Origin of the sequence: Jiella sonneratiae (genome assembly GCF_017353515.1) — a bacterium.
Classification (GTDB): domain Bacteria; phylum Pseudomonadota; class Alphaproteobacteria; order Rhizobiales; family Rhizobiaceae; genus Jiella; species Jiella sonneratiae.
This window is the reverse complement of sequence record NZ_JAFMPY010000027.1, coordinates 1-23,927: the sequence shown is the minus strand read 5'-3', so window position 1 is coordinate 23,927 and position 23,927 is coordinate 1. Positions and strand designations below refer to the sequence as shown.

Here is a 23,927-nt window from a genome sequence, read left to right as displayed (position 1 = left end):
CGTGCGTCCGCCGCCGGGCGGTGGTATGGGGGCGCCATCACAGACGGAGAGCACGACATGACCAACGCCCTGCCGGACCGGCTCAGCATCGATCCCGACAGCCCCTATTACGACGAGACCGCCATCGGCGAAGGCGTCGGCGTCCGCTTCAAGGGCGCGGAGAAGACCAATGTCGAGGAATATTGCGTCAGCGAAGGCTGGATCCGCGTCCAGGCCGGCAAGGCCCGCGATCGCAAGGGCAAGCCGCTGACCATCAAGCTGAAGGGCCCGGTCGAAGTCTGGCGCAAGGCGCCGGAAGAGGCGGCCGACACGCCCTCGGCGTGATCCCCGCCCGGACCGCGGCACCCGGCCGAAAGCGACCGGCTGCCGGGGTTGAAGGACCGCAGGCCGGCGCATGAAAGCGAGCGGCGCGGCACGGCATCGACCCGCCGTGCCCCGCCCCTTCGGCTCCTGCCGGCTCAGCCGGCGTCGCGCACGGCCATGAGCGACTTTGTCAGGCCGGCGACCCGCTCTTCCCTGAGATCCGCCTCGGGAAACAGCCGGCGCATCAGCTTCTTGTCGAGGAGACGGATCTCCGCGACGTTGTTCCAGGCTTCCTCGGCGGTCTTCGCCCGCGGGAAGAAGCCCAGATTGGCGCGCCGCATCAGGGCGGCGCGCAGGCGAAGCGGCATCCACTGGAAACCGACGACGCGGAAATGCGGCTCGAGCGGGAACCAGTAATTCGGTGTCTGGATGAAATAACGGTCGGAAAGGCGCCTTACATTGTCGGCGAACGCCCGCATGCGGTGCTCCTCGCCGACATGCTCGATCACCGAATTCGAATGGACGAGGTCGAAGCGCTTGCCGCCGAAGAGGTTGCCGTCGCAGGCATCGCCGAAGACCGGGCGAAAGACCGGATCCTTCGGCGCCTCGATCGGTTCGTTGTTGACCAGCGTGATGCCGATCCGGCCGCGATGCTCAGACAGGAAATCCTCGGCGATCGCCCAGTAGGCCTCGGTGCCGCCGAGATCGAGAACCTCGATCCGCTCCCTTTCTTCGAGCGCCGCCTCGAGGAGGCGCCGGACGTGCCGGAAGCGGTTCGCCCGGAAGCGCCTTTCGATGCTGTGCGGATTGCTCATCGGGTCTGGCTTGACCCACCGGCCGGTATCGAGATGCGCGACACTCATCGCATTTTAACTCCGATTTTTACACTTCATTAAGCATAAATATCGGAATTGTCGCGCTTATCCAGATCGAATCTGTTGCAAACAGCGAAGACGACCAGGGACGACCGATCCAAAGCCGCCAGGAACGGGCAACGTGACAGGATTTTCTACGCCGCCGTCGCGACTATTGATGTATCATCTTGCGACAGCCGATTTTCAGTTTGAGACAGACGGACTTCTGTACGCCCAGACCCGGCCCGCCGTCCCGTGAAAGATCGGCCTGACCCGCGGATCGGCGGCCATGTCCACGGCAAGCGTCAGGCGCAGCAGTCCGTCGGCGCGGCAGGCTTTGGCGGTTTCCCACACACCGCCCGGGCAAAGGCGGCCGGCCGGAGCGCATCGACGGCGCCTTTCTCCCGGGCGGATTGCGCCAAAACGGGGCGGCGGCCAAGGCGAAGAACGCGGTCCATCGCAGCCGCTGCGCGGGTCGCTGCGCGGGCAGTTCGACGCAGGCGGAAAAAAATCAGCGACCCCGTCCCGGCGCGTCTCCGTTCGTCCCGCTCCGGTCGCTGCCGAGGTTGCGGCATGCCACGTCACATCGACCCGCCACGCGCCGCCGGGAAAATGTGAGCGGGTCGCCCGCCCGCTTCGTGCGACGGGCGGAGACTTTTCAGCGGGGCGCGCGCTTCGCGAGGATGCGCTGCAGCGTGCGGCGGTGCATGGAGAGGCGCCGGGCGGTTTCCGAGACGTTGCGGTCGCACAGCTCGTAGACCCGCTGGATGTGTTCCCAGCGGACGCGGTCGGCCGACATCGGATTTTCGGGCACCTCGACGTTGAAGCCTGAGGAGCGCAGCAGCGCCGCGGTCACGTCGTCGGCATCGGCAGGCTTTGCCAGATAGTCGATCGCGCCGAGCTTCACCGCCGTCACCGCCGTCGCGATGTTGCCGTAGCCGGTCAGGACGATGGCGCGGGCGTCCGGGCGCTTGCGCTGCAGCGCGGCGACGACGTCGAGGCCGTTCCCGTCCGCGAGGCGCATGTCGACGACCGCATGGGCGGGCGCACTGTCCTCGAGCGCGCTCAGGCCCCCGGCGATGCTGTCGGCCGTCGTGACGATAAAGCCGCGCTGGTCGAGCGCGCGGCTCATGCGCTGCAGGAACGGCTTGTCGTCATCGACGAGCAGGAGCGTCGGATCGCTGACCGGCAGCGGCACTTCGAAGGACAATATCGTGTGATCTAGCATTCTCTGCCTCGGTTCACTCTTCTCACACCACTTCCCGCCCTGAGCGATGGGTTGCCCGGTCCGCGCGTCCGTCGAGCTGCGTTTCACTCCGGCCACTCCCAGGACGGGGCATGCGACTTATCGACGCCGGAGATACGCTGCGACTAATCGCGCAGATGCCGCAAGCATGAACTAAATTTATTTTGATCTGCCGAATTCCCGCGCAGCGTGCCGACGTCGCGGTCAATCGCCGTCGGAAACCGTAAGCTCGCATGTCTGTCGCATCATCGACTTGACGGTGGCCGCATGTGGCGGCCGCCGGCAGGCGAAAGGTCCGGGCCACGGGCCGGCGCGCAAAACCGCAACAAAACAGCAGCTTGCGGCCCGCCGTCATGGACCGGCCGCCGAACCGCCGGAGCACAACTCCGGCAACGTTTCGATAAATCGCTGATTCTTCTGACGTTCGCACGCCATGACCACTTTTGATGGAAAAGCGATGTTGCAAGCGCGAGGGTGTGCGACACGATGGCGCATGGCCGGACGAGTGAGCGATCGTCGGTTCACGCCTCGCCGAATCAAAGGCGCTACCCGGCGACCAGAGCGCGGTCGACCGGAGCCGCGGTGCTCGCGGAATACGCAGCGCGCGGCCAGACGACCGAGGCGATTGCCCCTTTTCTGGGCCGATTGTCGATGGTCACGGTCGCGCCCGAGCGCTGCAGCAGGGTCACCGCGATGAACAGTCCGAGCCCGAGGCCGCCGCCATGGCGCTGGTCGCGGGCTTCGCGGCGCGACATGTAGGGATCGCCGACGCGGTCGAGCATCGCGGCCGGGAAGCCCGGCCCGTCGTCGAGCACCTCGATCCAGACCGATGCATGGTTCCAGCCCGCCCGGATCAGCACCACCGACTGGGCGAAGTCGACGGCGTTCTCGACGAGGTTTCCGACGCCCGACAGAACCGCGGCGTTGCGGCGCGCGACGGGTTCGGAGCCGAGACGTTCGACCACCTCGACCTGCAGGTCGACGCCGAAGTTGCGGTGCGGCTCGGCCACCTCGTCGATCAAAGCGAGCAGCGAGAGGTTGGCGAGATGGCTCTCGCTCGACGATGACAGCGAGGTCAGCCGTCCGAGGATAAGGCGGCAGCGCTCGGTCTGCTCGACCAGCAGCGTCACGTCGTCCGAAATCGGCTGGTCCTTCGGCACCGAACGCTTCATCTCCTTGGCGACGAGGGCGATGGTCGACAGCGGCGTGCCGAGTTCGTGCGCGGCGGCGGCGGCGAGGCCGTCGAGGGCGGAAAGATGCTGCTCGCGCTGCAGGACGAGTTCGGTGGCGGCCAGCGCGTCGGCAAGCACGCGGGACTCCGCCGCCACGCGGTAGATGTAGACGGAGGCGAAGACGAGGGTGGCGACGATCGCGAACCACAGCCCCCCGACATAGCCGGGCGGCAGCAGCAGCCCGCCCTCCACCGGCCAGGGAAGCGGCATGTGCACCGCCGCGATCGCCGTCGTGGCGACGACGGCAAAACCCGTGATCGCAAAGACGGTGAGCGGCGGCTGGGTCGCCGAGGCGATGACCGCCGGCACCATCAGGAAGACGGTGAAGGGATTCTGGATGCCGCCGGTCAGCATCAGAAGGCCCGCCGGCTGCATGATGTCGAAGGTGAGAACGGTCAAAGCAGCGTTCGAGGACAGGCGGTAGCTGCCGGAATAACGACCGGCGAGATAGACGTTGAGGCCTGCCGACAGGGCGATGAGGGCAAAGCACGGAACCACGGGAAACGGCCACCACAGCACCCAGGCCACGCTGACGCAGGCGATGGCCTGCCCCGCCACCGACAGCCAGCGGAGCCTGACCAGCGTCGCGAGACGCAGCCGCTGGCTCTCGCGCATGCCGGAGATGACGTCGAAGGGACCGTGCCCCTCCCCGTGCAGACTTGCCTGATCCATTGCGAGGTCCGTCAGTCCCGATTTCCAGTTGCATCCGTGAGCGAGAATAGCGCGTCCTGCCCCGCCGACCGCAGGGTGCCATGTCGCATCCCCCGGCCCCAATGACGCACAGCGGCCGCCGAGCGATCGTTAGCCAGCCAAAAAAGCGCGGCCGCGCCGCGCGGAACGGCAGCCGCTCCGCGGCTCTTTTAGCCATCGAAACCGCCGGGACGCGCGCGGGCGCCGGGCCGGCAGCCGGGCGATCCGAGCGCGCGCCGCACCGGCACCAATCGGAAGGAGACGACGATGGCTCTCAACAGCCTGAAAGACATCTACATCGACCAGATGCAGGACATCTACAGCGCCGACGGCCAGGCTGCCAAGGTGACGCGCGAACTGGCCGAGGCTGCGCACAATCCGAAGCTGAAGAAGGCGCTCCAGGCCGGCGTCGAGGGTATCGAGGAAGGCCGTCGCACCCTCGCCGAAATCATCGGAGCCCATGGCGCCGACCCGAGCGGGGAGTTCTGCAAGGGCATGGAGGGCCTCGTGAAGGAGGCCCGTTCCCACGCTCTGGAAGAGGAAATCTCGGACGCCGACGTGCGGGACGCGATGATCATCACCCAGTATCAGCGCATGGCGCATTACGGCATCGCGGGCTACGGCTGCCTCGTCGCCTTCGCCAAGCGTCTCGATCTGACCGAGGATGCCGTCAAGCTGCAGAAGTGCCTCGATGCCACGGCGCATGGCGACCAGACGATGTCGGAACTCGCCGAGTTCGGCATCAACGAGGCGGCCGCCTGACGCCGCAGGCACCGGGATAGCCGTTCAACACCGGCCGGTCCGTCGCCCGCTCCCCGCGGACGCGGCGTCTTCCGGGCCGGCGCCTTTCGGGCATCACGAGGGGCCCTCGCCGCGCGTTCGCGGCGGGGGCCTTTCTTCGTCGTTCAGCGGCGCGGCTTCGCCCGCGCCGTGGCGGTTGCCGCGGCCGGCTCCTCCGGCCATTCGTGCTTCGGATAGCGACCGCGCAGATCCGATCGCACGTCCGCCCAGGATCCGTTCCAGAACCCCGGCAGGTCACGGGTGATCTGGATCGGCCGATGCGCCGGCGAGAGCAGTTCGAGCGTCAGCGGCAGGCGCCCGCCCGCGACGGCGGGGTGGTGCCTCAGGCCGAAGAGCTCCTGCACCCTGATCGACAGCACCGGCTGGTCGCTTTCGTAGCGGATCGGCACCCTCGATCCCGAGGGTGCGTCGAAGTGGCTGGGCGCGAGTTCGTCGAGGCGGCCCCTGAATTCGCCCGGCACGAGCCCCTCCAGCGCCGCGCGCAGCCGCTCCGGCGTGATCTGGTCGAAGGCGGCAGCGCCCGGCACGTAAGGCAGCAGCCAGTCGCGTACACCCTCGGCGAGCGCTCTCTCCGAACAGTCCGGCCAGGGCGGGCCGCAGGCGCCGGCGACGAACCTGATCCTCGCCAGCAGCCGCTCGTTCTCCTTGCCGAAATCGAGCCGTGCGAGGCCGAGGCGGCGGATGCCGTCGGCGAGCGCCAGTTCCGTCCGAGCGTCGTTCGGCACGGGGATCGGAACGCGGCTCACCACCGCCTTGCCGAAACGCGTCGCCCGGAAGGCCCGCACCGCCCGCGCGGCGTCGACGAAGACGACCGCCTCCTCGACCGCGCCACGGGCGGCAAGCAGGCGGTCGACGGCCTCCGGATCGAGTTCGGCCGCAGCAACGATCCTGCCGCCGGCGGCCGGCCCCTGGATTTCCGCGACGGCCAACGCTCTTGCCCGCGCCAGCGGATGGGCGGGATCAAGGCTTCCGCCGCGGCCGTTCGCGAGAGTGAAGTGCCCGGGCGCGCCCTGCGCAAAGGCCACCCGGTCGGGAAAGGCCAGCGCCACGAGGAGGCCGGTCGAGCCGGCGGTCGCCCAGCCACCGGTTTCCGCCGGACGGGCTTCGGTGCTTTTGCCGCCCGTCGCCGCGATCCGCCGGGCGAGCGCCATCGCATCCTTCGATCGCGGATCGCGGCCGCCGCGAAGCCGGCGCAGCCGCTCGTCGAGATCGACGTCGTTCGAGCCGAGGCCGCGTTCGGTCAGAAGGACGGCAAGGTCCGCGGCACTCAGCCGGTCGGCCGGATCGGCCGTCGCCACCATGTGGGCGAGGCGCGGCGGCAAGGGCAGCCGGCGCATCGCCTCGCCGGCCTGCGTCAGGCGGCCCGCCCCGTCGAGCGCGCCGAGATCGCCGAGCAGCGCCACCGCCTCGGCGACGGCCGCCGCCGGCGGCTCGTCGAGCAGCGCGAGCTGTGAGGGATCGGCGACGCCCCAGGCCGCGCAGTCGAGCATCAGGCCCGAAAGGTCGGTCGCCAGGATCTCCGGCCGGTCGAAGGCTTCGAGCCCGGCGGTCTGTTCAGCCCGCCAGAGACGGATGGCAAGGCCCGGCTCCGTCCGCCCGGCGCGCCCGGCCCGCTGGTCGGCCGAGGCCCGCGAGACGCGCACCGTCTCCAGCCGCGTCAGGCCGGTGGCGGGTTCGAAGGCCGGGCGCCGCTTCAGCCCGGCGTCGACGACGATGCGGACGCCCTCGATGGTCAGCGACGTCTCGGCGATGTCGGTCGCAAGCACGACCTTGCGGGCGCCGCCGGGCGCCGGCCGCACCGCCCGGTCCTGCTCGGCGGCGTCGAGAGCGCCATAGAGCGGAGCGAGCGTCGCATCGTCCGGCAGGACGCCGGCAAGCCGTTCGGCGACGCGGGCAATCTCCTTCTGCCCCGGCAGAAAGACGAGGACGCTGCCCTTCTCGGCGGCGAGCACATCGCGGACCGTCGCGGCCACGGCGTCCTCCAAAGCGACGGTGCCCGGCCGGTCGCGATATTCGATCCGCACCGGAAAGGCCCTGCCCGCGCTCTCGATCACCTCCGCATCGCCCAGCAGCGCCGCCACGCGGGCGCCGTCCAGCGTCGCCGACATGACGACGAGCTTCAGGTCGTCGCGCAGCACCGTCGCGACGTCGATCGCCAAAGCAAGGCCGAAGTCGGCGTCGAGCGAGCGCTCGTGAAACTCGTCGAAGATCACCGCGCCGATGCCCGAAAGCCCCGGATCGTCGAGGATCTGGCGGGTGAAGACGCCTTCGGTCACCACCTCGATGCGGGTTCTCGCCGAGACCTTCGTGTCGAGCCGCATCCGCCAGCCGACCGTCGCGCCGACTTCCTCGCATAGCAGCGCCGCCATCCGGCGGGCGGCGGCGCGCGCCGTGAGACGGCGCGGTTCGACGAGCAGGATCTTGCCGGCCATGCCCGATCTGAGGAGGTGGATCGGCACCAGCGTGGTCTTGCCTGCGCCGGGCGGCGCGACGAGGACGGCGCTGCGCTTTCGGCCGAGCGCCGCGGCGAGCGCCGGCAGCGCCTCGACGACGGGAAGGCCCAGCGCTTCGGCGGGAAGATCAGGCAGCGGATCTCGGCTCATCGGGCGGCCCGCGATCCGGCGGCGGCCGCGGCGGGCGTCGCCTGCAGCTCGGCCTGCGCACCGCCGATCTCGACGATCGCGCCGCGGGCGGCCTTCGCATCTGCCGGGTCGTGGGTGACGAGGATCGCCGGGATGTTGCGGGCCTCGATACGGTCGAAGACGAGGTCGCGCGTCGCGGCCCGGAGCGCCTGGTCGAGAGGCGAGAACGGCTCGTCGAGGAGCAGCGCCCGGGGTTCGGCGATGAGCGTGCGCGCCAGCGCCACCCGGGCCGCCTGGCCGCCGGAGAGCGTCGCGGGATCGCGGGCGAAGAAACCGTCGAGCCCGACGTCGGAAAGCATCGCTTCGACGGCGGCGTGGCGCAGCTTCCGGCCCTTCACCCGCCCCGGCACGGCAAAGAGCAGGTTTCCGCCGACCGACATGTGGGGAAACAGCAGCGCATCCTGGAACATCAGGCCGACGCGCCGCGCCTGCGGCGACAGACCGGTGAGGTCGCGCCCGTCGAGGAGCACCCTGCCCCGCGCCGTGAAGGCGGGATCGAGGAAACCGGCGAGGAAGGCGAAGAGCGTCGACTTGCCGGAGCCGGAGGGGCCCATGACGGTCAGCGTCTCGCCGGGCAGGACGGTGCGGTCGAGCGCCAGCAGGCTGCGCCCTTCGAGCCGGATCTCGACGCCGTCGAGCACGAGGCCCGCCGGCGTCGCGCCGGCCTCCGCCTTACCGGGCGTGGAGCGCATCGTCGCCGGGCGCGCCGCGGCGCCGATGGGTGCGAGACGGTTCATGGCCGCTTCATGCCGGCTCGACCGCCGGAGAGCAAGCGCGGCAGGCCTCCCGACAGGGTGAAGGCGAGAAGCGGCAGCAGCGTCTGCAACAGCGCATAGGCGCCGATGACCCGGCGGTTGCCGCCGGCGGCGAGCGCCACCGCCTCGGTGGTGATAGTCGGAAGCCGGCCGGCGCCGATCAGGAGCGTCGGCAGATACTGGCCGACCGAGGTGGCAAAGCCGATGGCGAGCGCCGTCAGCACCGCTCTCGTCAGGATCGGCAGCCGGACCCGGACCAGCGTCGCGGCGGTGCCGTGCCCGAGGCTCGCGGCGATCTGCTCGTAACGCGGGTCGAGCGCGAACCACGGATCGGCGAGCGCCAGGGCGACATAGGGCGCGACGAAGACCAGATGGACCGCCGAAAGCAGAAGCAGCGACGGGGTCAGCCCGAGCGAGATGATCGCCACCTGCAGGCCGAAGAGGAAGGCGATCTGCGGCACGATCAGCGGCAGATAGACGAGGCCTGCCACGGCCGGCGGCAGCCGGGCGGGCCTTCCGACGGTGGCGCGGACCGCTTTCCGCCGGCTCTCGAGCAGCCAGACGACGAGGAGGAGTGCCGCGCCGGCCGAGACGATCGCCACCACGAAGGTCGTCGCGAGCGGGCCGGCGGCCGCCGGCAGGCTCCGCATCCAGGTGGCGAGGCCGAGCTGGCGCGGCAGGAGATCGGGAAAGCCCCAGAAGCCGGCGAACGACCAGAGAGCCAGCGCGACGAGGCCGAGAAACACCGCCCCCGCGGCGAGCCCGACCGGCAGCATGGCGAAAAGCCGCGCGCAGCCGTCGCGCGGCATGCGGTTTCCCGTCACCGTCTGGCGGCGCCGCAGCGCGCCGGCGAGGCGCTCGCCGAGGACGAAGGCGAGGAGGACCGCAGCGGTGACGCCGAGCTGCAGCAGCGCGCCGGCCGAGGCGACGAAACGCAGCGACAGATCCGCATCGTTCATCCAGCCGACGATGCGGACGGCGAGCGGCGCCGGCAGCGACGGTCCGAGGATCAGCGCGACGTCGACGACGCCGGACGCATAGGCGGCGACCGCCAGCACCGGCAGCCGGATCTGGCGGTAGACGCCGGGCCAGACGGTGAGGAGAAAAGCCGCCATCCGGCCGTAGCCGAGGGAGGCCGCGAGCCGCATGCGCCGCACCGGATCGGCCTGCGGCAGTGCCGCGAAGGCGACGAGAAGCAGGAACGGCATCTCCTTGGCGATCAGCCCCGCCATCATCGCAAGGCCCAGCGGATCGCCGACGATCAGGAGATCCGGCGGCCGCGCGATCCCGAGCGGTGCGGCGACCAGACGGGCAAGCATGCCGGACGGGGCGATCAGGAATGCGAGGCCGAAGGCCGCCGCGGCATGCGGAACGGCAAGGAGGGGCGCCAGCGCCCTGCGGGCGAAGCGCTCGGCCGCCGTGCCGTGGAAGGCGGCGAGAAACAGCGCGACGCCGAGGGTCGAGATCGCCGTCGTGACGAGACCGCCGGCAAGCGACAGGAAGACGGAGGTGGAAAGGCCGGGCATGGCGAGAAGCCGCCGGAAGGCATCGAGAGAGAACTCCGCGCCGCCGAGGGCCGGCAGATAGCCGAAGGCCGGCAGCACGACGCCGACGAGCCCGATCGCGACCGGCAAGGCGAGAAGCGCCGGCACCAGCCAGTTGAAAGCCTTCGTCACCCGGCCACCACCGTCGTCGACCTCACAGGCATCGGCAGGCGGCACCGCGACGGGCCGATGGCGCAGGCTCCGCTTGCGTCACCCCTTTCGCCTCAGCCGCCGTAGCGTCTCTTCCACTCCTCCTCGATACGCGTCATCCAGGAAGGGTGCGGCTCGGCGAGAACCGGGCCGAGCTTCGATGGCGGCAGCGTAGCGACGCCGCGGTCGATCTCGGCGAAGGCGTCGCGATCGGCCGGCGGCAGCCTGTCCATGGCGAGCACGGTCGGATCGCCCCAATAGCGCGGATCCTCCTTGCGAAGCTGCGCCTCGGGCGAGATCAGGAAGTCGGCAACGACCTGTGCCGCCGCCTTTGCCGAAGAGTTGTAGGGGATCGCGACGAAATGCGTGTTGCCGAGCGTACCACCCGGAAACGTGAAGGAGCGCACCGTATCCGGCAGTTCGCCGGCCGCGATCGCCGACGACGCCTCGGCCGGATTGAAGGCGAAGATGATGTCGAGTTCGCCGTCGGCGAGAAGCTGCTTCATCGCCGGATAGTTCTGCGGATGATCGCGGCCGGACCGCCAGAGCACCGGCCGGATGGCGTCGAGCCAGTCCCAGAGCGGCTGCGTCACCGCCGCAAAATTCGCGTCGTCGACCGGCCGTTGCAGCACTGCGGGATCGGCGACCTTTTCGATGAGCACCTGTTTCAGGAAGCTCGATCCGATGAAGTCGGGCGGCGCGGGATAGGAGAAACGTCCCGGATGGGCCTTGGCCCAGGCGAGGAGTTCGTCCGCGTTCTTCGGCATCGCGTCGACCGGGCCGGACCGGGCGGTATCGGAGAAGAACACCAGCTTCGCCCCGCCCCAGGGCGATTCCTGGCCCCGGGTCGGTAGCGTGAAGTCGACCGTGACGGTGGGATTTCTCGTGTCGACGTAGCGCCAGTTCGGAAGCGCGGTGGCAAAGCCCTCCGCGAGGAGGCCGTTCTCCTGCATCGACGCGAAATTCTCGCCGTTGATCCAGATGAGATCGATGGAGCCGTTCTCGCCCTTGCCGGCGGCCTTTTCGGCGAGCACCGTGGCGACGGCACTGGCGGTGTCGTCGAGCTTGACGTGCTTCAGGGTGATGTCGAAGCGATCCGAGACCTCGCTGCCGACCCAGGCGATGTAGTCGTTGATGTTCTGCGAGCCGCCCCAGGCGTCGAAATAGACGGTCTCGCCCCGCGCCTCGGCGAGCACCGCATCCCAGCCCTGCGCGGCAGCTCCTGCGGATCCGGCGGCCTCGGCCGGCCGGCCGGCGCCCGCGAGAGCGAGGCAAGACATGACGGCCATGGCGACACTGCGAAAACGAACCATATCCTCTCCCGGGCTGTCGATCCTCTCGGCCGATGAAACCGAGTGTTCATAGCTTCGCGCGCGGAGGCAAATTGTTTCGCTCCGCAATGCCCCCTAAACAGGCAGAGCGGGCCGGTGCCAACGGCTTCGGCTTCCGCTATGGGATGGCAGGAGTACCACACGAACGCCGCGGCCCCGCCGGGGACCTGCGGCCGGAGACGCCAGATGACCGATCGCGACGAGCGCAAGACCCTGGTGCTGACGGGAGCCTCCCGCGGCATCGGCCACGCCACGGTCAAGCGATTTTCCCGCGAGGGCTGGCGGGTGATCACCTGCTCGCGCCAGGATTTCGCGGAGAACTGTCCCTGGCCGGCCGGGCCCGAGGACCACATCCGCGTCGACCTCTCCGACCAGGAGGACGTCGGCTATGCCGTCTCGGAGATCCGCCGCAGGCTGGAGGCAAACGATTCGCAGCTGCACGCCCTCGTCAACAACGCGGCGATCTCGCCCAAGGGCCAGGGCGGCTCGCGGCTCGATTCGATCCAGACGCCGATGCACATGTGGCGCGACGTCTTCCAGGTGAACTTCTTCGCGCCGATCATGCTGGCGCGCGGGCTGTCGCGGGAACTGTCGAAGGCCAAGGGGTCGATCGTCAACGTCACCTCGATCGCCGGCAGCCGCGTCCACCCGTTCGCCGGCACCGCCTATGCGACGTCCAAGGCGGCGCTCAACTCGCTGACGCGGGAAATGGCCCACGACTTCGGCCCCGCCGGGATTCGGGTGAATGCCATCGCGCCGGGAGAGATCGAGACGGCGATCCTGTCGCCGGGGACCGAGAAGCTGATCGACGACATCCCGCTGCGCCGGCTCGGCCAGACGGCGGAAGTCGCCGACGTCATCTATTTTCTCTGCTCGACCCAGTCGAGCTATGTGAGCGGCTCGGAACTGCACATCAACGGCGGCCAGCACGTGTGAGCCTTACGGGGCCGACCGGTCCCGATGCAGGATCGTCAGCTCTTCCGGATCTCGTCCAGCGCACCGTCGAGGTCGGCGCGAAGCAGCGCCGTCAGGAGCGTCGGAAGCTTCTCCCGGGGAACGAGGTCCGCCACCGCCTCGGCGCTGTCGCCGAGGCCGAGCGCCCTCGCCGCATCGAGCGAGCGCGCGTCGGCGAAGGGATGGAGTTCGTCCCAGGCGACCTGCGCCTCGCGGAAGAAGATGTCGACGCCGGTCTCGCCGATTCCCTTGAATTCCTTGAGGAGCCGCCGCTCCGAGCCGGGATCTCGCCCGGCCGCCTCGCGCAGCCGGCGAAGGTCTCCGCCATATTCGGCGCGGCAGTGATCCGCCATGTCCTGCAGGAAACGCGACGTCTTCTCGTCGAAGCGCGCATAGCCGTTGCGGTTGAGGATGACGACCCGCTCCTTCCAGGTGGCCTCGGCCATGTGGTCGGCGGTCGTCAGCCCCGCCTCTTTCAGCGCCTTTGCGGCCCGCAGGGCCTGATCCGCGGAAATCCGCGCGGAAAAGAGATTCGCCGCAACCAGCCACAGGAACAGCGGCATCGGCGTGTTCTTCGTGAGGTCGAGGCCCATCTGCTCGGCGAATGTCTGGGGTGTGCGCTTCATGAGCGCCTCGACGATCCCTGCCCTTTCGGCCGATCCCGCCATGGTCACAGCCGCGATGCCGGAGGGTTCCTGCGCGCGTCGAGCGCCGAGATCAGCAGTCCGAATCCGGAGGTCACGAAGGAGATGCCGAGGAAGACGCCGACCGCCCAGACCGCCGTGCCCGGCAGGCCGAGGATCAGGACGACGGCGAGAAGGACGTCGATCACCCCGGACAGGACGACCAGCCAGAAGCGGCTGGTCGACAGCCGCACGGCCCGCGCGATCGAGAAATTGATGACGCCGGAAAGCAGGAGAAACGCCGCGAGCAGCCAGGTGAGTGTCACGGTGCCGGCGAGCGGATCGTAGAGGATGATCGCGCCGAGGACGGCGCAGAGCGCGGCGAGCAGGAGGTTGGACCAGAAGCCCGGCGCCTCGCGCGACCGGAAGGCGGCGACGCAGCCGACGATGCCGCCGAAAATCAGCAGCCAGCCGAAGAACAGCGTCGTCGCGAGCGTCGCCGCGAAGGGCACGAGCACCGCGAGAATGCCGACGACGATCATCACCGCCCCCTGGAAGGCATAGTATTTCCAGTGGTCGTGGAGATAGCGCTGCACCGCCCGCACCGCCTCGCGGCGCTGCGCCGGGTCGTTTGCGCCGGGTTCGATCACCATGCTCGGTCCCTCCTGCTTCGCCCTTCGGGCGGTCCCGGGGTCGGGGCCGCCTTCACATTCCGGCACGTCGCCGGCGCCGCCGATCGTTCCCGCCCGGCCGGCCGCAGACCTGCACCGGCGACGACTGCGCCGCGAGCCCTCCGACGTGACGTGTCAGGCGTTGCGGCTGAGGCTGCGCGCCGTGTCGAGGAGCTTGTCGCACAGGGCTTCGAGGCTCGTACGCGCGACGTCGTCGCGCAGCCGCCCGTCCTCGTCGAAGCCCTCGGCCGCCCTCGGCACCAGACATTGCTGGGTCATCACCTCGGCGCCGAGTGCCCGCATGACGAGGCGGATCGCTTCGAGGCCGCGCATGCCGCCGAAGCGGCCGGGCGAGGCCGAGGCGAGCCCGACGACCAGCCCCTTGAACGGCTGGACCGGGCGCTCGTGCACCTTGCGCACCCGGCTCGTCCAGTCGATGGCGTTCTTCAGGAGCGGCGGGATCGAGGCGTTGTATTCCGGCGAGACGATCAGGAGACCGTCCTGGGCGGCGATGCGCTGCGCCATCAGCTGGGCGTTCTGCGGCACGCCTGTGTCGGCCTCGAAGTCGCCGTCGTAGATCGGCAGGGGATAGTCGGCGAGGTCGATGCGGCTCACCACCGCGTCGCTCACCGAGAGGATCCGCATCGCCTCCGAGGCGAGCTTGCGATTGTAGGAGCCGAGACGCGCCGACCCCGGCAGGATCAGGATGTTGCGGCTCAAGCGGCCCTCGCCTCTGGCTTTCCGGCCTCGTCGCGGCTGTAGATCCAGACCCGCGCCGGCGGGATGTTTGACCAGACGCGGCGCGAGGAGCCGACAGAAAAGACCCCCGGCACAGGCCGCACCGGCGGCGTCACCATATAGGAGAGCTGGGTCAGGTTGCCGCCCGGCTTCAGCCGCTCGAAATAGTGCGAGAACAGCGCCTGGCGCTTGGCCTGCGGCATGTTGACGATCGGGATGGCGAAGAGGATGGCGGCGAAATGCGGGCTCGTCGCGGCGGGACCCAGCGTCTTGTCGAGATCGAGCCCGTCGCCCTGGATGACGTTCACCCCCGGGAAGCGCTGCTGCAGCTTGCGGGCGAAGTCGCGGTCGTATTCGATCGAGGTGATGCGCTCCGGGGCAACTCCCTGTTCGAGCAGCGTGCGGGTGACGACGCCGAGGCCGGGGCCGAGTTCGAGGATCGGGCCGTCGAGCTTCGTGGTCGCGTGGCGCACCATCATCCGGCAATAGGCCCGGCTCGACGGCGCCACCGCCCCCATCTTCAGCGGGCTGCGGACCCAGGTCGCCAGAAACGGCAGCCAGTCGCCCTGCCTCGTCTCGGTCTTCGATCGGCTCATCGCTTCAACTCCTGGGAACAAGACGGGCCTTCGTGCCGCACCGATCGGCGTCACTCAAGAGCGATAGACGAGAACGCGCGCCGGCGGCAGGTTGCGCTTGATCCACGGGCTGACCTCGAGCCTCGCGCCGACCCGCTCCGGCTTCACCGGCTGGGTGAGCGCATAGGAGAACTGGATGAACGGCGCGCCCGGCTGCATGCGTTCGAGCGAATGCGCCACCACCGCCTCGCGCATCTCGTCCGGCCGCGTGAACAGCGGCAGGCTGGACACCACCGCCTCGAGCTTCGCGGCGCCCACCCAGCTGGGCATCGAGCGGGCGATGTCATAGGCGTCGCCCTGGATGATCGTGGCGTGCGGAAAGCGCACCCTCAGGAGCCGGGCGAACTCGCGCGAATATTCGACGAGGACGAGCGAGCGCTCCGGCACGCCGCGGGCGATCAGCATCTGGGTGACGACGCCGGTGCCGGGGCCGAGTTCGAGCACCTTCGATTCCGGCGTGAACGTCGCGGGATCGGGCACGTAGGCGGCCATGGCGCGGCCGAGAGCCCGGGAAGAAGGCGACACCGCGCCGGTGATCAGCGGGCGCTGCAGCCAGCCGCGGAAGAACCGGGCCTCGTCGCTCACCTTGATGCGCGGCCCCTTCTTCTCGCAAGGGTCCTCGATGCGCGGGCGGGTAGCCGTTCTTGCCTGCCGCTGCCTCAGTTCCAGCACGCGTCTGCCTCCGTCCCTCGGGTGTACTGACCGGATCGACCGCGGGCGGTCTGCCGCGGGCATCGGCGGCGACGAGGGCGGTCGACCGACATGTCCCGGTATTTCCTCGGAAAATGGAGCGGATCAGGTCTCGCTCAACCCTTCGAAGAATTCCTTCATGCGGGCAAAGAAGCCGCTCGACTGGGGAGAATTGTCGGTGGAGGAGATCTTTTCGAATTCCTCGAGAAGTTCCCGCTGGCGGCGGGAGAGATTCTGCGGGGTCTCGATCGCCACCTGGATGAACAGATCGCCGGTCTGGGCGGAGCGCAGCACCGGCATGCCCTTGCCGCGCAGGCGGAACTGCGTGCCGCTCTGGGTGCCTTCGGGGATCTTCACGCGGCTGGTGTTCGCGTCGAGCGTCTGGACGTCGATGTTGCCGCCGAGCGCGGCGGTGGTCATCGAGACCGGCACCTTGCAGAAGAGGTCGGAGCCGTCGCGCTGGAAGAATTCGTGCGGCCGGATCGACAGAAAGATGTAGAGGTCGCCGGACGGACCGCCGCGAAGCCCCGCCTCGCCTTCGCCCGCGAGCCGGATGCGGGTGCCATCCTCGATGCCGGCCGGGATGTTGACCGAAAGCGAGCGCTCCTCCGGAAGCCTGCCCTCGCCCGCGCACTTGCCGCACGGATCGGTGATCACCTGGCCGCGCCCCTGGCAGGTCGGACAGGTGCGTTCGATCGAGAAGAAGCCCTGGGCCGCCCGCACGCGGCCGACGCCGCCGCAGGTCGGGCACGCCTTGGGCGAGGATCCCGGCCGCGCGCCGGATCCCGAGCATTCGTCGCACTGGACGGTGGTCGGCACGCCGATCTCGGCGGTCTTGCCGGCATAGGCCTCCTCGAGGCTGATCTCCATGTTGTAGCGAAGGTCGGAGCCGCGCTCGCGGCCGCCCGTCCCCTGCCGGCCGCGGGCCCGCCCACCCATCATCTCGCCGAAGATGTCGTCGAAGATGTCGGCCATCGACGAGGCGAAATCGCCCCGGAAGCCCGCCGCACCCGCCCCGCCGTTCTGGAAGGCGGCATGGCCGAACCGGTCGTAGGCGGCGCGCTTCTGGGGGTCCTTCAGCACCTCGTAGGCCTCGCCGAGTTCCTTGAACCGGACCTCGGCCTCGGAGTCGCCGGGATTGCGGTCCGGGTGGTATTTCATGGCGAGCTTGCGAAATGCGCTCTTCAGACCCTTGTCGTCCACGTCGCGGGCGACGCCGAGCATTTCGTAGTAATCGGCCTTCATTCACGCTTCCATCGGTTTCGTGTCAGGGGCGCCACGGCGCTGCCGGCAGGCCCGGAATCCACTTGCGTCGGGCGACGGCCCCGCCTGCGCAGCCGCATCCGCGAGGTCCCGACGTCGCGCGGAGCGCGCCGTCGCCTGCAGCGGAGGCGAAGCACCTCGGAAGGATCGAATTTGCCGCCCCAATCTCATGCCGGCAGCCGATCCGCCACGCACGCCGGTCGCTGGACCGCACGTGCCGGAAGAACCCGCCGATGACTGATCGTTCATCTAGGAACGCTGGTTGGCCGATACCATAGGCCGCAGAAGAGGCATAGGGGCAGCCGCAACGTCGTTTCCCACGGCAAAGGGCGCCGCTGGCCGCAGGCGGCGCCGCGCTCAGACCGAGGCGAGGCGCCCGCCGGCGGCTTCGCGCCGAGCCCTCGCCGGCGAAAGGACGCGCGCGCAGAACGGCTCGAAACTGCGCGCCGAGACGAGGGCGACGACGATCGTCGCGAGCATCGGCAGCGTCCAGAAAACGTAGAAGTCGACGAGGCCGGTATCGCGCAGGCCGTGAAACCAGACGACCTCGAGAAAGAAGAACTCCATGACCGGGTGGATGAGGTAGATGCCGAAGGCGACTCCGGTCAAAGGCGCTAGCGGCGCGAGGAAGGCGGTCGACCGCGGATCCGCGGCCTCGGCGAGCGCGGTGAAGGTCAGCGCCACCACCATCAGCGGCATGACCAGGACATAGTGGTAGCCGAGGAACATCGCCGCGACCACCAGGGCGGTGGCGGCGAGGCCCGGCCAGTGGCTGCCGACCGACAGGGCGCGGCGCTCGACCACGACCGCCACCGCGGCGCCGATCATGAAGTCGGCGAAGGCCCGGTAGGCGCCGGCCGAATCGGCCGTCGTCCAGTGGCCGGAGGGAAACCAGCCGCGTGCCGAAGCAAGTTCGAGGAGGACGATCCAGGCGGCAATGGCGACGCAAAGCCCGCGCAGCCCGCCATGGCGCAGGACGATGAGGATCAGCGGAAACAACGCATAGGAGAAGAACTCGGCGCTGATCGACCAGGACGGATAGTTCAGCGCGAGGCCGTCCGTCGCCCCCAGCGCATGCAGGAGAAGAAGGTGGAACGGCAGGGCCTGGAGATCGTGGCGCCAGGGATAGTTCGGCGCGCCCTTCGCCCAGGCGAGCAGCGCCACGGCAGCGAAGAACAGCGTGATCGCATAGTGCAGCGGCAGAAGCCGCGCCGCCCGCGAGCGCATGAAGCGGAGGTAGTCCCGCAGGTCCCCGATCCGCTCGCGATAGCGGATGGTGATGAAGAAGCCCGAGATCATGAAGAACATGTCGAGCAGCGGCAGCAGGCGATAGAGGACGCCCGTGCCGGTCTCGACGCCGTAGGGCGCCCAGAACAGGAAGTGATAGGCCATGATCAGGACCGCCGCGACGAAACGCCAGCAGTCGAAGATCCTGAAATGCAAGGCGGGCCTCCCTCGTCCGTCGCAGACTGCGGTGCCGCTTCCGTGAGTTTCCCGGTCGCCTTTTCTCGCCCCTTGCGACAAGCGGTGCAATCGAAGCCTTGAAGTCTGGTTAAGACCGGCCGCGGACTTGCCGAAATTTTTCCGCCGTCGGCACCGCCTTCGACAGGGCGCCGCCGCGGCCGCAAGCCAGGCGACGGAGCCGGCCCTCGCGCGCGAATCGCCGCCGCTCCAAGAAAGGCGCCGGGTGGCTTCCCGGCCCCGCCTCGCGGCTCAGAGGCGATCCAGCGGACAGGGCACAGCCTTGCGGTCGCATTTGCGCCGATAGACCCGTTCCCAGCGCGACAGCCGCCCGCGTTCGGTCAGGCGGGCGACGAGCATGCGCAGGAAGTCCTTCTTCTTGCGCTTCTTTTCCAGCCGCTTGAACCGCTTCTTTTCCGGCCGCGTCATGGAGCAGCCGATGCAGGATCCGGCTTCGCCGCGAAACTTGCAGACGCCGATGCAGGGCGACGGCGCCTTGGCCCATCTCTTCGCCACGAACCACTCCCGACATGGACAGGCCATCGGAACGCATTGTCCCGGAAAAGCAACCCGCCGTCGAAAATCGCACCATGGGCGTCTTTGACCGGCGGGCCCGGCCTGCTATAAAGGCTGACGGCAATTGTCAAGTTTTAGAATGGATCCAAACTGGCACGCGAGTCGTCGCCGGTGTGGAACCCTGACGGACGGCATGATGAGCGCAGCATTCGCCTATAGTGATCTTCTCCCGACAAGCGGCGTGGTTCTCCGTTTTCCCCACCGGGACGGCACCTTGCAGTGTCCGACGGTGGCGCAGCGCGTGCCGAATCTCTCGGAAGAGGATCGCGACCGGCTGAACCGCCTGCGCTGGCTCGCGCTGAAGAGCCGGCTTGCGCCGCAGCCGGACGTCGAGCGGGCCTGCCTCGTTCTGTCGGCCCAGGCCGAGCCGAGCGTCGAGCATCTGGCGACGATCTTCTTCCGCGCGCTCGGCGAGCATGCGACGCGCGAACTCGCGATCTATCGCCCCGGTGCGCGCCACCCTTCCGAGGACGAGGTCTGGCTGCTGCGCATGCTGGGCGCCTGGCGCTCGAGGGAGCGCAAGGCCGGGTCGGCGCTTGTCGCCTGGCGGGTCAAGCCGGCCGGACGCCGCTGGCTGCGCTTCCTCGCCGAAGCCGTTTCCGCCCGCCTCTGAGCCGCGAAGGGGTGCCGATGGCGATCGCCGGTCCGAAAGCGCCCTCCGGAAGCCACGACTGTTCGCCCGCCCGGGCGCGCGCAGACCGTACCTCGTCGCAGACGCGCAGCCGCGCCGCGTCCTTGCGTCGGAGGGTCGGCCCTGCGGCCACCACTCGAAAAGGCGTTCCGAGCCTCTTCCATCTTCTTTAGAGCTGTTCTAAGAAAGGTTCAGCAGCCCGTTTATGGGTCCGAGCGCATCGAGCATTATTAGAAGGAGATTCTCATGGCTCTCGTCGCCGCGAAGATGGAACCGACCGCCAAGGAGGAGATCGTCGAGGGCCTGACCCAGGCGCTTGCCGAGACCGCGGTCGAGACCATGAAGGCGCAGAACTTCCACTGGAACGTCACCGGCATGGCCTTCGGCCCGCTGCACGAGCTGTTCCAGAAGATCTACGAGGATCATTTCGAGGGCCAGGACTTCCTCGCCGAGCGCATCAAGGCGATGGACGCCCATGCCGAGGGCCGCCTCAGCGCCTTCCTGGCGCGCAGCGCCATCACCGAGCACGACGGCAAGACCGACGCCAAGACGATGATCGAGATCCTGCTCAAGGATCAGGAGACGCTGTCCTCGACGCTCTCGGCGCTCTGCGAAGTGGCGGACCAGCACGGCGACTGGGCGACCAACGACATGGCGACGGCGCGGATCGAGGCGCATGACAAGTTCGCCTGGATGCTGCGCGCCCATCTGCGCGGCTCCGCGGCCTGACGCCTTTCTCCGGGGCTTGAAGATGCCCCGACGGCCGGCAGCGCCGACAGGCCTGCCGCTCCCCTGCCGCTGCGACGCGGCACGGAATGCTTTGAAGTGAGAATACGCGCCCCGTCGGCATCGCCGGCGGGGCGTCTTTGGTTCAGCCGCCAGCGATGGCGCCGGAACGCCCGAGCGCCGCTTCGGCGGCCCGCAGTCCCCAGGCGAGAAGCCTCTCGGCCGCCTCGGCATCCGCCGCCTCGACATAGCACCTGAGTTCCGGCGCGTTGCCCGACGCACGGTAATGCACCGTTTCGCCCGAGCCCAGCGTGACCCGCAGACCGTCGAGACGGTCGATCGCACCGACCTCGCCCGCCCCGGCGAAGAATTCGCTGCGGAACCTCTCGTCGTCCGAAAGCCGCGCGAGCAGCGGCCCACTTTCGATGGCGGGGACCTCCTTCAGCCGATGCGCGGCGGCAAAGCCCGCGTCGAGCCCGTCAACGAGCGCGGCGAGCGGCATGGCCCGTTCGACCATCTCGGCGAGGACCGCGACGATCGGCAGGACGGCATCCCGCGTCGGCAGGGCATCCAGCGCCCGGCCGGCGCGCTCCGCCTTCGAGCCGAGAAGCAGGCCGCCATTCGCCTCGAAGCCGACGATGCCCGGCTCGCCGGCCTCCGCCGCTTCCGCCATCCCGGCAATGACGAAGGGGCTGCCGACCTTGGTGCGCCGGACGGCGCCGGCGACGCCCGAGCGCTCGATGGCCGAGCTCGACGTCACCGGCGTGACGATGGTCGAAAGATTGAGATGCCTTGCCGTCAGCATCCCGACGACGTCGCCGCGCAGCACCTTGCCGGCGGCATCGGCGAGAAGCGGCCGGTCGGCGTCGCCGTCGGTCGAGACGAACGCATCGCAGCGGCCCTCCCCGGCCCATTCCCGAAGCAGCGCCAGATCCTCCGGCCGGTGCGCCTCGGTATCGACCGGGATGAAGCGCTCCGAACGGCCGTAGACGACGGCCTCTGCCCCGAGCCGCGCCAGCACGTCGCCGAGGATGTCGCGGGCGACCGAGGAGTGCTCGTAGATTCCGACGGTGAGGCCCGAAAGGGCCGCGGGTCCGAAGAACGCCGCATAGCGCTCGACATAGGGGCTCGCCGCGTCGAGTGTCTCGGCCGGTCGCTGCCACTCCTCGCGCGCCTCGAATTCGAGAAGGTCCCGCTCGCCGAGGGCCGCGAAGGCTTCGAGGATGCCGGCCTCGTCCGCTTTGCCGATCTCGCCGGCCGGCGAATAGAATTTCAGGCCGTTGCGGTCGTCGGGAATGTGGCTGCCGGTGACCATGATCGCCGCGGCTTTGCGCTCCAGCGCTGCGAGAGCCAATGCCGGCGTCGGGACCGCGCCGCAGTCGATCGGCTCGAAGCCGGCCGTCTGAGCCGCCGCGACGACGAGGCCGGCGATCTCCGGACTGCTCGATCTGAGGTCTCGGCCGACCAGCACCTGCCGCGAGGCCCGGGCGAGGCCCGCGACGTCGAGATGGCGCAGGAAGGCGAGGCTGTAGCCGTAGCTCGGCCAGCCGCGAAGGTCGGTGACGAGGCCGCGCAGGCCGCTGGTGCCGAATTTCAGACTGCTCATTCCGTCATCCCGTGGGTCTTCGCGTCGCCCGCCGAAACCGCCGAGGCGGCTGGCGCCTCCCGTCAGGCACGGGCATAGACGTCCTCGATCCGCACGATGTCGTCCTCGCCGGTATAGCTGCCGACCTGCACCTCGATGAGCTTCAGGTCGATCTTGCCGGGATTGTGCAGCCGGTGGACGCAGCCGATCGGCAGATAAGCCGCCTCGTTCTCGTGGTAGAACTTCGTCGTCCCGTCGATCGTCACTTCCGCCGTGCCGTGCACGACCACCCAATGCTCGGCGCGGTGATGGTGGCGCTGCAGCGACAGCCGGCCGCCCGGCTTGACGCAGATGTGCTTGACCTGGAAGCGGTCGCCGATGTCGATGCGCTGGTACCAGCCCCAGGGCCGGTGGATGCGCATGTGCTCGCTGGCCTCGCGGCGGCCGGTCTTCTTCAGTTCGGCGACGAGGGTCTTGACCTTCGGGGCCGCCTGCATCGAGGCGACCAGCACCGCGTCGTGGGTGGTGACGACGACGACGTCCTGAAGGCCGAGGACGGTGGTCAGCGTCTCCTCCGACCGCACGAAGCTGTTCTTCGTGTCGATGGCGACGACGTCGCCCTCGAGGCAGTTGCCGTCGGCGTCCTTGTCCTTGACGTCGTGGAGCGAATCCCAGGACCCGATGTCCGACCAGCCGAATTCGGCGGCGAGCACGCCGCCCGCCCGCGTCCGCTCCATCACCGCATAGTCGATCGAGATCGTCGGCGAGGCGGCAAAGGCGGCCGCGTCGAGGCGCACGAAGTCGAGATCGAGCACCGCCTTGTCAAGCGCCTCGCGGGCGGCGGCGAGGACGTTCGGGGCGAAGCTCTCGAGCTCGCGCAGCATCACGTCCGTGGAAAAGGCGAAGTTGCCCGAGTTCCAGACATAGCCCTCGGCGATGTAGCCCTCGGCCGTCGGCCGGTCGGGCTTTTCGACGAAGCGCTCGATCGAGCGGGCGCCCTCCCCGAGCTCCTTCGAGCCCGGATGGATGTAGCCATAGGCCGTCGAGGGATGGTCCGGGGTGATGCCGAGGGTCATGATCCGGCCGCTGGCGGCGACCACGGCGGCCTTGCGCACCGCGTCGAGGAACCCTGCCTCGTCGCGGATGACGTGGTCGGAGGCGAGCAGCAGGCAGATGCCGCCGGCGCCCTGACGTTCGGCGAGCAGCGCCCCGATCGCCACCGCCGGGGCGCTGTCGCGGCGCTCCGGCTCGAGCACGATCTCGGCCTCGATGCCGAGGCGCGCGAGCTGCTCGGCGGCGGTGAAGCGGAAGTCGTTGTTGGTGACGACGATCGGCTTGCCGAAGCCCTCCCCGACCACCCGGCGCAGGGTCGCCTGGAAGGCCGACAGCCCGTCGTCGAGGAGTTCGATGAACTGCTTCGGCATGGTGTCGCGCGACACCGGCCACAGCCGCGAGCCGGCGCCACCGGCCATGATGATCGGGATGATGGTGGGCGACGGGGTCGTGGGTCGCGTCATGGGTCGGTCACCTGGAGCTGTTGCGATCGGTCGGCGAAGCAGGCAGGGCCGAGCAATAGCGTCCCGGACGCGCCCGATCCATAGCCCGGCCCATCAGACGTCACATAATACCAACCGCACCGGATTCTGACTCTGGGTGGATTCCCACGGCGCTGAAAGTCTGACTCTCTGTGATTTGCGACAGGGAGGCGTCGATGGCAGGGATCGAGATCACGCGTTTGGAGATGAGTTCGTCCGAGCTTCGGGCGGCTTCGGCGAAGGCGCCGAACGTGAAGGCGGCGCGGCGGATGCTGGCTCTGGCGATGGTGC

The 23,927-nt window shown here is 69.1% G+C and carries 23 protein-coding genes; 5 read left to right on the top strand and 18 right to left on the bottom strand.

Annotated elements, in window-relative coordinates:
* The first annotated feature begins 57 nt into the window (after positions 1-57).
* On the top strand, positions 58-324 hold the full coding sequence (locus tag J1C47_RS19610; protein WP_207352490.1) for a DUF3297 family protein: 267 nt from the start codon (positions 58-60) through the stop codon (positions 322-324).
* A 134-nt stretch (positions 325-458) separates the two neighbouring features.
* Here the strand turns inward: J1C47_RS19610 and J1C47_RS19605 are convergent, their stop codons facing one another.
* The 3 genes from J1C47_RS19605 to J1C47_RS19595 all read right to left on the bottom strand — a co-directional run bounded on the left by J1C47_RS19605 (position 459) and on the right by J1C47_RS19595 (position 4,307).
* Positions 459-1,166, bottom strand: a complete 708-nt coding sequence (locus tag J1C47_RS19605; RefSeq protein ID WP_207352489.1) for a class I SAM-dependent methyltransferase — start codon at positions 1,164-1,166, stop codon at positions 459-461.
* Between the two features lie 649 nt (positions 1,167-1,815).
* Positions 1,816-2,385 (bottom strand): ActR/PrrA/RegA family redox response regulator transcription factor, encoded by a 570-nt coding sequence (locus tag J1C47_RS19600; RefSeq protein ID WP_207352488.1) that lies wholly within the window; start codon positions 2,383-2,385, stop codon positions 1,816-1,818.
* Positions 2,386-2,948: 563 nt separating this feature from the next.
* Positions 2,949-4,307, bottom strand: coding sequence for an ActS/PrrB/RegB family redox-sensitive histidine kinase (locus J1C47_RS19595; RefSeq protein ID WP_207352487.1), 1,359 nt, complete (start codon positions 4,305-4,307; stop codon positions 2,949-2,951).
* Positions 4,308-4,592: 285 nt separating this feature from the next.
* Here J1C47_RS19595 and J1C47_RS19590 point away from each other — a divergent pair, with 285 nt between their 5' ends.
* Entirely contained in the window at positions 4,593-5,087 is a 495-nt protein-coding gene (locus tag J1C47_RS19590) for a YciE/YciF ferroxidase family protein (protein WP_207352486.1), read from the top strand.
* A 143-nt stretch (positions 5,088-5,230) separates the two neighbouring features.
* Here the strand turns inward: J1C47_RS19590 and hrpB are convergent, their stop codons facing one another.
* From hrpB to J1C47_RS19570, 4 genes are all read right to left on the bottom strand, one after another.
* Positions 5,231-7,729, bottom strand: coding sequence for an ATP-dependent helicase HrpB (gene hrpB / locus J1C47_RS19585; RefSeq protein WP_207352485.1), 2,499 nt, complete (start codon positions 7,727-7,729; stop codon positions 5,231-5,233).
* On the bottom strand, positions 7,726-8,460 hold the full coding sequence (locus J1C47_RS19580; protein ID WP_207352520.1) for an ATP-binding cassette domain-containing protein: 735 nt from the start codon (positions 8,458-8,460) through the stop codon (positions 7,726-7,728). Before J1C47_RS19580 ends, hrpB begins: the two co-directional genes overlap by 4 nt.
* A 41-nt stretch (positions 8,461-8,501) precedes the next feature.
* Positions 8,502-10,199 (bottom strand): ABC transporter permease family protein, encoded by a 1,698-nt coding sequence (locus J1C47_RS19575; RefSeq protein WP_207352484.1) that lies wholly within the window; start codon positions 10,197-10,199, stop codon positions 8,502-8,504.
* A 92-nt stretch (positions 10,200-10,291) separates the two neighbouring features.
* Positions 10,292-11,530 (bottom strand): ABC transporter substrate-binding protein, encoded by a 1,239-nt coding sequence (locus tag J1C47_RS19570; protein ID WP_207352483.1) that lies wholly within the window; start codon positions 11,528-11,530, stop codon positions 10,292-10,294.
* A gap of 204 nt (positions 11,531-11,734) precedes the next feature.
* Here J1C47_RS19570 and J1C47_RS19565 point away from each other — a divergent pair, with 204 nt between their 5' ends.
* Positions 11,735-12,484, top strand: coding sequence for an SDR family NAD(P)-dependent oxidoreductase (locus tag J1C47_RS19565; protein ID WP_207352482.1), 750 nt, complete (start codon positions 11,735-11,737; stop codon positions 12,482-12,484).
* A gap of 35 nt (positions 12,485-12,519) precedes the next feature.
* Here the strand turns inward: J1C47_RS19565 and J1C47_RS19560 are convergent, their stop codons facing one another.
* From J1C47_RS19560 to J1C47_RS24050, 8 genes are all read right to left on the bottom strand, one after another.
* Positions 12,520-13,128, bottom strand: coding sequence for a hypothetical protein (locus tag J1C47_RS19560; protein WP_245396685.1), 609 nt, complete (start codon positions 13,126-13,128; stop codon positions 12,520-12,522).
* A 44-nt stretch (positions 13,129-13,172) separates the two neighbouring features.
* Positions 13,173-13,778, bottom strand: a complete 606-nt coding sequence (locus tag J1C47_RS19555) for an HdeD family acid-resistance protein (protein ID WP_207352480.1) — start codon at positions 13,776-13,778, stop codon at positions 13,173-13,175.
* A 153-nt stretch (positions 13,779-13,931) separates the two neighbouring features.
* Positions 13,932-14,516 carry an NADPH-dependent FMN reductase gene (locus J1C47_RS19550; protein WP_207352479.1) on the bottom strand — a complete coding sequence of 195 codons (585 nt, stop codon included), beginning with the start codon at positions 14,514-14,516 and terminating at the stop codon, positions 13,932-13,934.
* A complete protein-coding gene (locus J1C47_RS19545; RefSeq protein ID WP_207352478.1) occupies positions 14,513-15,130 on the bottom strand; it encodes a class I SAM-dependent methyltransferase in 618 nt (205 codons plus the stop codon). Before J1C47_RS19545 ends, J1C47_RS19550 begins: the two co-directional genes overlap by 4 nt.
* 54 nt (positions 15,131-15,184) lie before the next feature.
* On the bottom strand, positions 15,185-15,838 hold the full coding sequence (locus tag J1C47_RS19540; protein WP_245396693.1) for a class I SAM-dependent methyltransferase: 654 nt from the start codon (positions 15,836-15,838) through the stop codon (positions 15,185-15,187).
* A gap of 126 nt (positions 15,839-15,964) precedes the next feature.
* Positions 15,965-17,104, bottom strand: coding sequence for a molecular chaperone DnaJ (gene dnaJ / locus J1C47_RS19535; protein WP_207352476.1), 1,140 nt, complete (start codon positions 17,102-17,104; stop codon positions 15,965-15,967).
* Positions 17,105-17,479: 375 nt separating this feature from the next.
* Complete coding sequence (locus J1C47_RS19530; protein ID WP_245396684.1) at positions 17,480-18,565, bottom strand: acyltransferase family protein; 1,086 nt, start codon at positions 18,563-18,565, stop codon at positions 17,480-17,482.
* 270 nt (positions 18,566-18,835) lie between these two features.
* On the bottom strand, positions 18,836-19,099 hold the full coding sequence (locus tag J1C47_RS24050) for a DUF1289 domain-containing protein (protein ID WP_342592023.1): 264 nt from the start codon (positions 19,097-19,099) through the stop codon (positions 18,836-18,838).
* 274 nt (positions 19,100-19,373) lie between these two features.
* Between J1C47_RS24050 and J1C47_RS19520 the strand changes: the two genes are divergently transcribed.
* Entirely contained in the window at positions 19,374-19,772 is a 399-nt protein-coding gene (locus J1C47_RS19520; protein WP_207352474.1) for a hypothetical protein, read from the top strand.
* 264 nt (positions 19,773-20,036) lie between these two features.
* Positions 20,037-20,519, top strand: coding sequence for a Dps family protein (locus tag J1C47_RS19515; RefSeq protein WP_207352473.1), 483 nt, complete (start codon positions 20,037-20,039; stop codon positions 20,517-20,519).
* 142 nt (positions 20,520-20,661) lie between these two features.
* On the opposite strand, the gene J1C47_RS19510 is transcribed toward J1C47_RS19515, so the two are convergent.
* From J1C47_RS19510 to J1C47_RS19500, 3 genes are all read right to left on the bottom strand, one after another.
* On the bottom strand, positions 20,662-22,122 hold the full coding sequence (locus J1C47_RS19510; RefSeq protein ID WP_207352472.1) for a phosphomannomutase: 1,461 nt from the start codon (positions 22,120-22,122) through the stop codon (positions 20,662-20,664).
* A gap of 62 nt (positions 22,123-22,184) precedes the next feature.
* Positions 22,185-23,618, bottom strand: a complete 1,434-nt coding sequence (locus tag J1C47_RS19505; RefSeq protein WP_207352471.1) for a mannose-1-phosphate guanylyltransferase/mannose-6-phosphate isomerase — start codon at positions 23,616-23,618, stop codon at positions 22,185-22,187.
* A gap of 100 nt (positions 23,619-23,718) precedes the next feature.
* A partial coding sequence (locus J1C47_RS19500; RefSeq protein ID WP_207352470.1) for a hypothetical protein occupies positions 23,719-23,927 on the bottom strand: 209 nt, incomplete at its 5' end.